Here is a 12590-nt window from a genome sequence, read left to right on the forward strand (position 1 = left end):
TTAATGCTGCCACTGCAGGGCAGCAATTTCAGGAGTGAGGTTGAGGGTAGGATTAAGTTCAACAGCTTGTTGAAACTTGGCAATTGCTAGAGCAAAATTTCTCAAGCGGGCTAAATCGTTACCTTGTCTGATAAGAATCAGTGCTAAATCTGTGTTGCTCAAAGTCTCTGTCAAATTAACCCCAATAGTGTATTTAACAACATCTATTTCCGGATTCTCTGAAATCAGATGATACATTAAACGTCTACAGCACACTTCAAGCCAAGCCCGCCAACCGCCCTGCCACAAGCGCACCATACCATCAGTGCCTCCACTCACAATTGTCTTGCCATTGGTACTAATAGCAACAGATATGACAGAACCTTCATGCCCGTATAATGGTTTGCCAAAAGAGTTACCATCTGTGTCCCACAGGCGTACTGTACCGTCAGATCCTCCACTCACAATCATCTTGCGATCGCTACTTATAGCAACGGACATCACAGAACCTTCATGTCCGCGTAACGGTTTGCCAATAGGGTTACCATCGGTGTCCCACAAGCGCACCGTACCATCAGCGCTTCCACTGACAATTATCTTGTTATCAGTGCTAATAGAAACAGCATTGACAAAATATTCATGCCCGTTTAGAGGCAGACCGATAGGGTTGCCTGCAATGTCCCACAAGCGTACTGTATTATCAGTACTACCACTAATAATTATTTTAGCATCAGTACTAATTGCAACAGATTTGACATAACCTTTATGTCCGCGCAACGGTTTGCCAATTGATTTACCGATGCTACTCCACAAACGTATCGTCTTGTCGTCACTGCCACTCACAATTATCTTACCTTTAGTGCTAATTGCAACGGAATTTACACAACGTTCGTGTCCGCGTAAGGGTTTACCAATAGGATTGCCGGAGATATCCCACAATCGCACCGTACTATCAGTACTACCACTGATAATTATTTTACCATTAGTGCTAACTGCAACGGCATTAACGGAATTCTCGTGTCCTCGCAAAGGATGGAGGATAGGATGACTTTTGCTATTCCACAAACGTATGGTACTGTCAGCACTGCCACTAATAATTATCTTGCGATCGCCATGAATAGCAACAGCATTCACACAATCTCCGTGTCCGCGTAACGGTTCATCAATGGAGTTGTTAGAGATATCCCACAAGCGAACCGTTTTATCATCACTGCCACTGACGATTATCTTACCATCCGTAGCGATCGCAACAGAATTCACAAAAGACTCATGACCGTGTAGTGGTATGCCAATAGAATTGCCAGAGATATCCCACACGCGTACTGTGCGATCGGCACTACCAGTCACAATCATTTTGCCATCAGTACTAATAGCAACAGCATTGACATAAGCTTCATGTCCCCGCAAAGGTTTAGCGATTGGGTTGTTAGATATGTCCCATAAACGTACCGTGCCATGCTGACTGCCAGTGACAATGACTGGCTCATTACTATTATTAAAAATTACAGATATAATACTATCTTTATATCCCCATAAAGGTTCGCCAATCGGATTGCCACGCTTATCCCACAAACGGATAGTCTCATCAGCACCAACGCTGACTATAGTCTTACCATCATCACTCACAGTTACTCTCTTGACATAATCCTTATGTCCGCGTAGCGGTTTGCACTTAAGATTACCCGCACTATCCCACAAGCGAACAACTTTGTCATCGCCTCCACTCACAATCGTTTTGCTATCAGTACTAATAGCAACAGTTCTCACAGAACCTTGATGCCCAAGTATTGGTTTGCCCACAGGATTTCCATCTACATCCCACAGGCGTACCGTGCCATCTTTACTGCCACTGACAATGATTTTACCATCGGTACTGATGGCAACAGAACTGACATAACCCAAATGCCCCCGTAATGGTTTACCGATAGGATTGCCCGTGCAATCCCACAACCGAACTGTACCGTCATCACTACCACTGACAATCATCTTGCAATCGGCAGCAATTGCAACAGATATCACAGATCTCTCATGTCCCCAGCATTTATTCGACACTCGGGCTGTGTTCGTGACAGTTAGTAAATTAGCCTGAATGGAAGTGAGAATCTTATCTGGTAATTTCTCTAAATTCTGACCTATTAACTCTATCGATCGCTTGAGAGCTTCTGAAGGCTGATTTGGTAGTAGACTCAAAACTTTCTCTGCTTCTTCTGGTAGTGTTGCTTCAATGAGCGCCTGCTCTTTCTCCGCAAGTGCCCGTTCTAAAAAAGCAACTCTTTCTTTTTCTTGTTGCTCGAACTCGCGTTTCTTTCGACTCTCCTCAATAAATTCCAACGCCAAACTATCCAACAACCCAAGGTGAAGGTAATTTTCCAAATAATCTTCTGCTTCCACCAATCTCGCTTCTTGAAGGAGATAATTTTCCGGTTTACCTCTTCTTGCCCATTCTTTAGCTTCTGATTCTATCTTACGTTCTATCTCCATTGCTGCTCGATACTCTCTTATCCAGTCGTGCAGCTTTTGCCAATGACGAATGAGGGCTTCATGGGCAATATCCAAAATAACATCACCAGGTTTTGATGCTGTATCTGTCGTAATCAATCGCGTCTCTGGTGCCGCTAACTTTTGAATCACTTTTTCCAAAAGAAGATCTTCTGTCTGCTGTTTGCTGGCTAAATCGTATTTGTGTATTCGTCTGCGCGTGTTGGCAATATCACCTAAATAAGTAAGTTCTAAAAAGATCCGCTTGGCAACCAATTGTTCTTCTTCAGAAAGAGATTCATAAACTTCATCAGCTCGTTTTTCCAGCGCCTTTTCCACACCACCAATGTTATAGTAATCGGACAGCGTCCATCGCTTTAAAGGTCGCTTTTTCCAAAGTTCTGTCAGCGCATACTGCAATAGGGGTAAGCCTCCGGCTTCTCCTTTGACATCTGCAATCATCTTCTCAACCAGTGGATTCTCGATCTCTATGCCTGCTTGTTCGGCTGGTTTGGTAATCGCTTCCCTTAACTCTTCCGGCTTCATGGGCATGACTCTCACCAAATTCCGGTCGATTTTTGTTACCAATCCACCATATTCCTGTTCTGCACAGTTGCCTTGGAAATCCGCTCGCATAATCAGTATCAGGCAAAGTTTATTCCCCAATCGATTGACTGCGCTTATCAAACATTCAAAAAATTGTTGTCGCTCGTCGAGATTTTGGCACAGGGTAAAAACTTCTTCAAATTGATCGATGGTGAGCACCACGCGAGGTGCTTGAATATCTGAAATCTTTGCGATGAAATCTTCTGGTGCGATTGTTGGCTTTAACAGAACCTCTGCTAAACTTTGAAGCGGATACTCGCCTGGGGTAAATGGTTTGTAGATTTGCCATTGCTCGCTACCCGGTATTTTCTCACCTAAATACAGTTGATAGAGTAACCCTGCTCTGACAACAGAGGATTTGCCACTTCCTGATGCTCCAAGCACTGCTAGAAAATTGCTCTTTTCTATCTTGTCTAACAGATGTGAAGTTAATTGCGAGCGCCCGTAGAAAAAATCGGGGTCTGTTGATTGTTCTGGGGCTTCCGGATTGAAATCAAAATATTCCAATCCTTTGTAAGGGCAGATTTGACCTCGCACTCCCTTTATGCCAGTCAGAATAATGGCGCTACCTGTATTGCTAAAAGCGGGATGCTGTGGCGCAGTTGTCCTCATTGCCCGTCTCACGAACTCTGTTAAGGTATAATTTGTCACCCAGCCATCTTCTCTCTGCTTGGGATCGAGTCCTTGTAGGAGAGCGTTTGTCAGTTCTCCATATTCTCCTAACTCCTGCCCGTATGCTAACTCAAAATCTCGAGACGCAGCTATGTAACAGCGATCGCGTCTTTTTTTCACTTCCGATAAATTTGTTTCTAGAAAATTTAATAACTCGCCACTGTAACAGCAATCAAGCCAAACAATCTGTTGCTTTACTGGACTGCTTGCTAATATTTCCCGTAAATCTCTAACTGAAAAGCCCCATCTGTCCCCTTCTGGATCTGCTTCACTGGTAGCCAAAAAACTTTGTATATTATGATTCTCTCCCTTAAGCAAACCATGTCCCGCAAAATACAATAACGCTGTATTAGCAATTATGTGACTTTTCGGGTGAAAAAGCCGCTTAATCGCTTCTTCGAGTTCTTGTTTCTGTAGTAATTCCTTCGGACTGACTTCCCGTTTCCCTGTCTGAGAAGGCAAACGCTGCACCTCAAAATCCCCATAATCCTCTAGAAGTCGTGCTATCGCTTCTGCATCCTTTGCAGGTTGCGAGAGATTCTTCATATAAGGGTACCGATTAATACCAACAACCAGGGCTTCCCGCTTCATGGCAAAGTAAATTTAAGGTGATGTTGAATATATTTTGATACAAATTTTTACAGAGAAACATCAAGTTTTTGGGGGTATGTCAAAATCTTTCCTTTCTCTGTCAAGCGTACAATTACTTTATTGGTGCTTGCGTTTTCCGGAATCCTTATAATTATGGATGTATCTCCGTGTTGATTCTTGATATTATTATACTTATGTCTGCTAATACAACACTACTTGCTCTACTACTAGTTCTGAAGGACTTTGATGTTACCTTGACTCCTTCTGAAAACACTGAATTAGAAACGATTGGGGAGCAACTTGCTCTCGACTTTCCCCAACGCTGGAATGATATTCAAGAACGCTTGATGAAATTAATTTCATCAAACACTTCTCTATATCAGCGCTATCAGGCGACTAAAGCTAAGCTGGAAATCATGGACAGTCATCTTTTAGCTTCCTTATTACCGAATAAGGGTGAGCTAGAGAAGGAGCTAGTAACTAATAGTAAGCGTGAAGTACGCGGTTATAAACCGCCTAGGTTGGCTAAGCCTGACAGTGGTAATGAAATAGTCAACGATATTGTTGTCCCCATTTTAAGAAGTGATGAGCCATCTGAAAAAGCCAAGCAACTTAGCTTTCTTGAGCGTCTTCAGAAAAAACTTTACCAATGATCTAATTTATACTTACCCATTTCATGGCTCATCTAGTCTATCCCACTGTCGATTTGTTTCTCTATGACTTGCGAGATGCACTCGGACATAGTACTGCACAACTAGAAGAAAATCGTCAGTCGTTCTTTCAAAAATTACCAACAAATATTCATTTTTCAATTCAAGAGAAAGATGAAGAGATCCAAGTTGAATTGGAAGCTGATTTTGTAGAATTACTTGGTGACAAACAAATAACACCTTTAGATTTAAAATCTCCAGATTATGAAGGATATTATTATCCAGTACGGTTGAGCGATACTTATGGGCTATTAGTAGATTGTTCGATTGCCGATCGCATTGCTCTTTATCCAATTAGTAGCATCAAAACTTTACGCAACCTGATTTTCCAAAGCATAAACTATCAAGAAGCAAATTTAGGGGAAACCTGGTTAGTGTCTGGTAGTCTTTCAAAGACGACTGCTCCAGAACAGTCTGAAATGATTGCTCGCGAATGCTATCAAAACTTAATTCCTAACGCTAACTGGCAGAATAATTTGCAGGGTAAAGGTCAGATTTTAGGAGGATGTATCTTTGAATTGCGCCAAGAGAATTTTAGAAAATTAGGGTCTCCTGTCACTATAGAAGATAGAATTGAAGACAATCATCATGTTATAATTATCATTTATCCTGATGAAGTTACAGCAGAAAAATCGGGAGAATTGATTGATGATTGGTTGCGATTATTTTGTTATAGAAGTAAAATTATTTGGGCGTATAATGAAAGCAGAAAAATAAAGACATATTTAAAAAAAGATTTTGTTGAGATTCAGGATTTTATCTTATTTTTAAGAAAAAAAGAATCAGAAAAAATTACTTTGAAGCAGCTTCAGAAAAATTTAGGTAGAGTTGAAAATTTATTTTCTCAATATACAATTGATTTAAATTATCTAGATTATCAATCTAATACTATTGAAGTTAATCTGTACAATTATTCCCAACGATTGAAGACTATATTGGAAAACTCAACTGCCGGGGGAATTCAAAGCGATTTAGAGTTTTTGAAGAAATTTAGTCAGCAAGTACAAGAAAAATATTTGCGGCAGCTACAAAAAGATTATCATAATTTGAGTAAGGGCTTAGAAATGTTAAATATCGCAGTCAATTTTATACGCGTTGAAGTAGAAGTCAATCGTGCGCGAAGTGCTCAAAATTTCCAAAATACTATTGCTATTATTGGTGTGGGATTGACTGCAGGTTCGATGGTTGCATCTTTAGAAAAACTGGGAGAAGGGAATACAGATCCACTCAGTATTCTCCTTAGCAAATATATAGGAAATCCAACACCAAAACCGTGGTGGTTCGATCCAGCTATTCCATTTCTATACGGAATTGGTGTAGCGATCGCAGCAGCCGTATTGACTTGGGTGGCAATTTACTTATGGGGTTCTACAAGTCACAGACAAGGTTAAGATGTCTGCTGCATAAAACTTAGCAACCAGTTTGCAGCCGTTGCTCTGCGAGTTTGTCGGGGTCCAAACTCTCCAATTTTATAACCTTTAAAGCCTAGTTTTTCCTTTAAGAGTTGTTTGTTCTCTGGTGGAATCGAACGAGTCAGCTTGACTGTTGCAGGGCGACTTTCAATAAAATTAGGTGGTTCGGGATACTCATCCCGCCACTCGGGTGTAACTTGTGTGTTATCCCACTGTTTGGTTGACGAGTCATAGCGATAGCCCAAAAAGTGCCAGACTAACTGATTGACTGTAGCGTCATCAATTTCTTCGTTGAGAATTGCCCAAATAGTTTCTGTTGTCAGAGATGGCAAATTAGACATAGATACCTAAACAATTCAAAATTGCGATAATAAACAAAGTAGGCTGAAATGTATCAAACCCTAACTAGTTAATGCAGAATACCACACCGCAGTCAAAGCAAGTTCGCGCCCACGTATTTATTTCTGGGAGAGTTCAAGGGGTAGGTTATCGCTATGCTACCGTGGAAACTGCCACCCAACTCAGATTAACGGGTTGGGTGCGGAATCTCCCTAATGGGGACGTAGAAGCAGTTTTTGAAGGAACTCAGGAGGTAGTAGATGAGATAATTCGTTGGTGTTATGAAGGCCCACCAGCTGCTATGGTGAAAGATGTGCATATAGAATACGAACAACCGGAAGGGCTGCAAGGATTTCAAGTGAGGCGCTAGTACAACTCTTTTACTCGTTCATATCTTTATATGTGGCTAGCGCGGAAGGAGACAACCGACTGAGATAGCGGAAGATCCAGTACTTGAATATAGTATCTAAAATTACGGGAAAAGTGGCAATAAATAAAGATATCAAGCTTTGATTGGCTGGAAGTCCGAGATGTTTCGCAAAACTATCTAGAATCACCTCCCATCCATGAGGTGAGTGAAAACCTACAAATGTATCCGTGAATAAGATAATTAAAAAAGCTTTAGCACTATCACTTAAACCATAAATGATATTATCTAAAAAAGCTTTTACGACAAGAATTTCTTTCTGACTTGTAACAATAACTAAAGCAAAAGCAATCAGCGCTAATAAATCAGCAAAAATATTGCTAATAGCACTATTAGTTTTTGCTTGAAATTCCTCAACAAGTTCGTGCGCCTTCTCTTTGACTTGGTGCTCTATTGACTCCGGAGAAATAGGCGGTGCTTGAGAGATGAAATGTTGAAATTGAAGCTTTTTTTCAAAATTCTTTAATTCTTTAAAAGCTTCTTCTTCCATCTCAGAGTTAAGAAAAATTTGATTTGGAGTTTCGCCTCTTACTCTTGCAATAATAGGTTCTATCAAAGGTTTAGAGAAATGCTGAGTTAGCATTGGTATAATGACTAACAACAGTAAAAATCTAACTGCCATTCTTGTTCTATTTTGAGAAATACGAAAATTTCTCACAAATTTTGCTTCAGCTTCTGGAGAAAAATCTTCTTGAATTCTACTGAAGGTTCTGCCAATAGTTCTAGGTAAAAGCCCTGATTTATTAAAAGCAGATTCAACCCTCATCTCAGTTCCTTGAGATGAAGTTATTGGATTTTCAATAACATTACTAACTTCTAAAGAATTTTGTGGTTTTAATACTATATTGCGATCGCTGGCTTGTGTTGGCTTTTCTTGTCTGTAAGTATACTGATCTAGTATTTCATCAATAAACTGTAGCTTTTCCAAAAAGCTAGCATTGGAAGTGTTTAAAACCGAATTACCTATCTGAAATTCTGTTAATCTTAATTTAATGATAATAAGGTTTTTTTCTAATTGTACCTGCCAATAAGACATGGCAGTTTCAGAATAATTTCCCGTTGCGGAAGATATTTTCTTTCCAGCAAAGTGTTCGACTTCAAGATTTCTTATGGTTTGAGCCGCCCGATAAGCTTCTACAAGTGCTCTTTCTGGTGTACCTGTCAGCCATCGGTAGATAAATTGCAAATGTTCTTGAATTTTTTCTTTAAAAACCACTGTCTTTTTCTTCAAAAAATAATCTTTCATGAGAATATTTATGGATTTAGGTATGCATTTGAGGTTGTTGAGTTAATTTTCAAGTCAACAATAGCAGATGAGAGAGCCCAAAAAACGGAACAGATAAACTCTAATTTTTAAGGCGATCGCCCATCTCCAAGAATTTTACACATTGTAAATACCTTCAGGGCTTACCGTACTAGTCTGACAGTATTGGTAGAATTGATTCATGGATAACGCAAGTTCATCCAAGAACTTACCTACACTTGCTTCCAACACATCTTTACCTGCTCATTCCAGCAAAACCGAATTGAGGATGTGTTTTTTCCAGTAGTGCTTCTACTGTTGGTGCAAACGCATTAGCAAATAGCCGTGGAAGACTTTGGGCGTCTCGACGCGCAATACTTTCTCTGAGTTTTTGCTCTAATTCAACTGACAACTGCAAGGTAATAGTCGTCATCTTTTATCAATGCAGGTAAACTACTTTTTATGTTATCAGGGTTATTGAGTGTATTTCCCAGTCCCCAGTCCTCAGACCAGTTCCTTTTTGCACCCACTTCTTAAAAGAAGATAATTGGCTACATTACACACAGCAATCTAAATCTAGCATTAGTATTGTGAGCGCGATACGCCTTAAGGGGTTAAGCTTTGCTTATTGCTCTTTCCCTACCCTCAGAAAGTTCAGATAACATCAGATTATGAAACTCAGCCTGTGCATGATTGTCAAAAACGAACAAACAACGCTTCCTAAATGTCTGAGTAGCGTTAAGAACCTTGTTGATGAGATGGTTGTGTTAGACACAGGTTCAACAGATAATACTCCACAAATCGCTAAAAAATTTGGTGCTGAGGTACACCATTTTGAATGGTGCAATGACTTTAGTGCTGCTCGCAATGAAGCTTTAAAATATGTGACAGGTGATTGGGTTCTTGTACTTGACGCAGATGAATCTCTCACCCAAAAAATAGTACCGCAGTTAAAAGAAGCTATACAAAGGGAAGAATACCTGCTTATTAACCTGGTACGCCACGAAGTTGGTGCAGAACAATCTCCTTATTCCTTGGTTTCTCGCCTATTCCGCAAGCATCCTGAAATCTCCTTTTCTCGCCCTTACCACGCTTTGGTAGATGATAGTGTATCTACGCTGATCGATAAAGAACCGCATTGGCAAATTGGTTACTTGGAAGGAGTTGCCATTTTACATACAGGATATCAAAAAGATACTATAGCCCGACAGAATAAATTTGCTAAAGCACAAGCAGCAATGGAGAAGTTTTTTGCTGCTCATCCTAACGATCCCTATGTTTGTAGTAAATTGGGTGCAGTTTATGTAGAACAAGGCAAAGTCATACAAGGAGTAGAGTTGCTAGCGCGAGGAGTTGCTTCTGCTGAAGAGAACTACGATATTTTGTACGAACTTTATTACCATTTGGGTATTGCTTACAGTCGGCTGCAAAATACCAGACAGGCGATCGCTCACTATCAAGCTGCTATCAAATTACCTATTTATCCAATCCTAAAATTAGGAGCATATAACAATCTGGGTGCTCTGTTCAAAGCATCTGGAGATCTAAATGGTGCAAAAATAGCTTATGAAACAGCTTTAAAAATCGATCCCAGTTTTACAATAGGATACTATAATCTTGGCATGACATTAAAAGCAATGAATTTGCTCAAAGACGCGATCGCAGCTTATCAAAAAGCCATTCAATTAAATCCTAAATATGCCGAAGCTTACCAAAACCTGGGAGTTGTGCTATTAAAACTAGGCTATGTAGAAGATAGTTTAACTGCTTTTAGATCTGCGATCGCACTTCACGAACAACACAATCCCGAAGAGGCAAAACGACTGCGCCAAGGTTTGAAAGAGATGGGATTGATGGCTAATAGCTAGTAGCTATTTGCTGCTAGCTAATGGTAGGCTGGCCATTAGCCATTAGCCATTAGCCATTAGCTATTAGTAATTAACCAGTCACTAATTTTACAAACCTTTCCAATCTGTCCATTCCCTTTTCAATTGTTGCCATATCCGTAGCATAGGAAAGGCGAATGTTATCATCAGCACCAAAGGCTATTCCTGGAATAACTGCAACTTGCTCTTTCTCTAGCAAGGCGTTACAGAAATCCAGAGATTTTAGCCCTGTTTTGCTAATATCGGGAAATAGGTAGAAAGCGCCATCAGGTTTGATACAGGTGAGTCCGGGAATTGCATTTAGTCTTTCCAACATCACCTGTCGCCGTTGTGCGAAACCTTGGCGCATTTGTTCGACACAGTCTTGGGAACTTTCCAAAGCTGCGATCGCACCATATTGAGCAAAAGTACATACATTAGATGTACTGTGGCTTTGAATGGTAATCGTTGCTTTCATCAAATCGAGAGGTCCTGCCAAGTATCCTATGCGCCATCCTGTCATGGAGTAAGCTTTGGCAAAACCATTACTAATAATGGTTCGAGCAAAAATTTCTTCTCCTACCGAACCAATACTGACGTGTTTTGCACCGTCATAAAGAATCTTTTCGTAAATCTCGTCAGAAACGACAAGGATATCTTTCTCAACGACTATCTCGGCTATTGCTTTGATTTCATCTGGGGTATAAACCATCCCTGTAGGATTGGATGGCGAGTTGAGAATTAATAACTTCGTCTTGGGGGTAATCGCTTTACGTAACTGTTCGGGAGTAATTTTATAACCCGTAGAAGCATCTGTAGAAACGATGACTGAAACCCCATCTGCAAGCGTTACCATCTCAGGATAGCTTAACCAATAAGGTGCAGGAATAATAACCTCATCACCTGATTCAATCAGCGCAAGTATCAAATTGAACAGAGAATGTTTCCCACCATTAGTGACAATGACATTTTCTGCTTTGTAATCCAAACCGTTATCAGTTTTAAGCTTGCGGGCAATAGCTTCTCTTAACTTTGGTTCTCCTGCGGCTGGTCCATACTTAGTCTTACCATCATCTAGGGCTTTTTGTGCAGCAGCCTTGACGTGCGCCGGACTGTCATAATCTGGTTCTCCTGCGCTAAAACTACAAACATCTATACCCTCTGCCTTCATCGCCTTGGCTTTTGCAGCGATGGCTAAGGTTATGGAAGGCGTTACCTGACTCACTCGTCCTGCAAGCTTCATCGTTACTTTATTAGGCAAATTCTTACCTATTAAAGGATATACCAGAAACTTTATCGATTTTTGTCTTTTAATAATTCCTTTTGTAAGCTGGTTGTAGATGTTAGTACATTTAAACTATTTTGCTGGGGGTAATGCTTTGCGCTCCAACCTCTAAGATCGGGTTCGCCTAAGTAATGACGATAAGAATGAAGCGGAGATTGGGAGACGCGGCGACACGCTTAATTTTTAATCGTAAGCCATTATCCGAACACGATATAACCAGCGATCGCTAAACCAAAATTTTATTGTTAAGAACTTTAACAATTTTTTGACACCTGCGTAAATCTATTTACAGCCTCCGTTAAGTTAATGAGGGTTTAAATCGGAGGTAAACTTCTGATGGAACCTAAACTTACCTAGTACAGATCGACACACACTTTTTTAGGAGAAAATAACATGACTGTCATTGACGGTACTTCTGGAAACGATACACTTTACGGGACTGAATTTGCGGATAGCATCTACGCTTACGGAGGGGATGATACTGTTTACGCTTATGCGGGAGACGATACCGTTTACGCTGGTGCTGGCAACGATTACATTGACGGATTAGATGGCAACGACACCATTTATGGTGAAGCTGGTAACGATACGTTACTAGGTTACAACGGTAATGACTTCCTCAGTGGTGGTAGTGGGAATGACACCATTTATGGTGAAGCAGGCGATGACACCATAGTTGGCGGTTATGGCCAAGATACACTCTGGGGAGGTGCTGGAGCAGATAAATTTGTCTTCAACAACTTGTATGAAGGCATTGACGTTATCAAAGACTTCGAGTGGACTGAAGGAGACAAAATTCTGGTTTCCGAGGCTGGATTTGGTGCTTGGTCTAATAACGACTTTAGCTATGACAGCTCAACTGGTGGTTTGTTCTTCCTTAATGTTCAGTTTGCCACGATTGAAAACAAACCTGCTGCTTTCTCTACCAATCTTGATATTCAACTCGTCTAATCTTACTGCAACGCAGTTCTCTTTATATGCGA

Annotated in this window: 10 protein-coding genes; 5 read left to right on the forward strand and 5 right to left on the reverse strand. The window is 40.5% G+C overall.

Annotation, left to right across the window (positions count from 1 at the left end):
- Positions 1 to 4326, reverse strand: coding sequence for an nSTAND1 domain-containing NTPase (locus HC643_RS41755; protein ID WP_272900019.1), 4326 nt, complete (start codon positions 4324 to 4326; stop codon positions 1 to 3).
- 167 nt (positions 4327 to 4493) lie between these two features.
- On the opposite strand from HC643_RS41755, the gene HC643_RS33525 reads away from it, so the two are divergent.
- Complete coding sequence (locus HC643_RS33525; RefSeq protein ID WP_038073280.1) at positions 4494 to 4979, forward strand: hypothetical protein; 486 nt, start codon at positions 4494 to 4496, stop codon at positions 4977 to 4979.
- 23 nt (positions 4980 to 5002) lie between these two features.
- Entirely contained in the window at positions 5003 to 6427 is a 1425-nt protein-coding gene (locus tag HC643_RS33530) for a hypothetical protein (protein WP_038073278.1), read from the forward strand.
- On the opposite strand, the gene HC643_RS33535 is transcribed toward HC643_RS33530, so the two are convergent.
- Complete coding sequence (locus HC643_RS33535) at positions 6424 to 6789, reverse strand: DUF1823 family protein (protein WP_038073275.1); 366 nt, start codon at positions 6787 to 6789, stop codon at positions 6424 to 6426. The genes HC643_RS33530 and HC643_RS33535 overlap by 4 nt on opposite strands.
- A 71-nt stretch (positions 6790 to 6860) precedes the next feature.
- On the opposite strand from HC643_RS33535, the gene HC643_RS33540 reads away from it, so the two are divergent.
- A complete protein-coding gene (locus HC643_RS33540) occupies positions 6861 to 7157 on the forward strand; it encodes an acylphosphatase (RefSeq protein WP_038073272.1) in 297 nt (98 codons plus the stop codon).
- 10 nt (positions 7158 to 7167) lie between these two features.
- Here HC643_RS33540 and HC643_RS33545 read toward each other — a convergent pair whose 3' ends face one another.
- Both HC643_RS33545 and HC643_RS33550 read right to left on the reverse strand, forming a co-directional pair.
- A complete protein-coding gene (locus HC643_RS33545) occupies positions 7168 to 8460 on the reverse strand; it encodes a proton extrusion protein PcxA (RefSeq protein WP_038073268.1) in 1293 nt (430 codons plus the stop codon).
- Positions 8461 to 8713: 253 nt separating this feature from the next.
- A complete protein-coding gene (locus HC643_RS33550; protein WP_153021419.1) occupies positions 8714 to 8890 on the reverse strand; it encodes a hypothetical protein in 177 nt (58 codons plus the stop codon).
- 256 nt (positions 8891 to 9146) lie between these two features.
- Between HC643_RS33550 and HC643_RS33555 the strand changes: the two genes are divergently transcribed.
- Positions 9147 to 10325 (forward strand): glycosyltransferase family 2 protein, encoded by a 1179-nt coding sequence (locus tag HC643_RS33555; protein WP_038073265.1) that lies wholly within the window; start codon positions 9147 to 9149, stop codon positions 10323 to 10325.
- A 70-nt stretch (positions 10326 to 10395) separates the two neighbouring features.
- Here the strand turns inward: HC643_RS33555 and HC643_RS33560 are convergent, their stop codons facing one another.
- Positions 10396 to 11565, reverse strand: a complete 1170-nt coding sequence (locus HC643_RS33560; protein ID WP_038073263.1) for a pyridoxal phosphate-dependent aminotransferase — start codon at positions 11563 to 11565, stop codon at positions 10396 to 10398.
- A gap of 435 nt (positions 11566 to 12000) precedes the next feature.
- On the opposite strand from HC643_RS33560, the gene HC643_RS33565 reads away from it, so the two are divergent.
- Complete coding sequence (locus HC643_RS33565; protein WP_038073260.1) at positions 12001 to 12558, forward strand: calcium-binding protein; 558 nt, start codon at positions 12001 to 12003, stop codon at positions 12556 to 12558.
- Positions 12559 to 12590 lie beyond the last annotated feature (32 nt).

This window comes from Tolypothrix bouteillei VB521301, assembly GCF_000760695.4.
Taxonomy (GTDB): domain Bacteria; phylum Cyanobacteriota; class Cyanobacteriia; order Cyanobacteriales; family Nostocaceae; genus Scytonema; species Scytonema bouteillei_A.

Coding starts and splice junctions, on each gene's coding strand:
- HC643_RS41755 (WP_272900019.1), bottom strand. CDS start 4,326: ATGAAGCGGGAAGCCCTGGTTGTTGGTATTAATCGGTACCCTTATATG.
- HC643_RS33530 (WP_038073278.1), top strand. CDS start 5,003: ATGGCTCATCTAGTCTATCCCACTGTCGATTTGTTTCTCTATGACTTG.
- HC643_RS33535 (WP_038073275.1), bottom strand. CDS start 6,789: ATGTCTAATTTGCCATCTCTGACAACAGAAACTATTTGGGCAATTCTC.
- HC643_RS33540 (WP_038073272.1), top strand. CDS start 6,861: ATGCAGAATACCACACCGCAGTCAAAGCAAGTTCGCGCCCACGTATTT.
- HC643_RS33545 (WP_038073268.1), bottom strand. CDS start 8,460: ATGAAAGATTATTTTTTGAAGAAAAAGACAGTGGTTTTTAAAGAAAAA.
- HC643_RS33550 (WP_153021419.1), bottom strand. CDS start 8,890: ATGACGACTATTACCTTGCAGTTGTCAGTTGAATTAGAGCAAAAACTC.
- HC643_RS33555 (WP_038073265.1), top strand. CDS start 9,147: ATGATTGTCAAAAACGAACAAACAACGCTTCCTAAATGTCTGAGTAGC.
- HC643_RS33560 (WP_038073263.1), bottom strand. CDS start 11,565: ATGAAGCTTGCAGGACGAGTGAGTCAGGTAACGCCTTCCATAACCTTA.
- HC643_RS33565 (WP_038073260.1), top strand. CDS start 12,001: ATGACTGTCATTGACGGTACTTCTGGAAACGATACACTTTACGGGACT.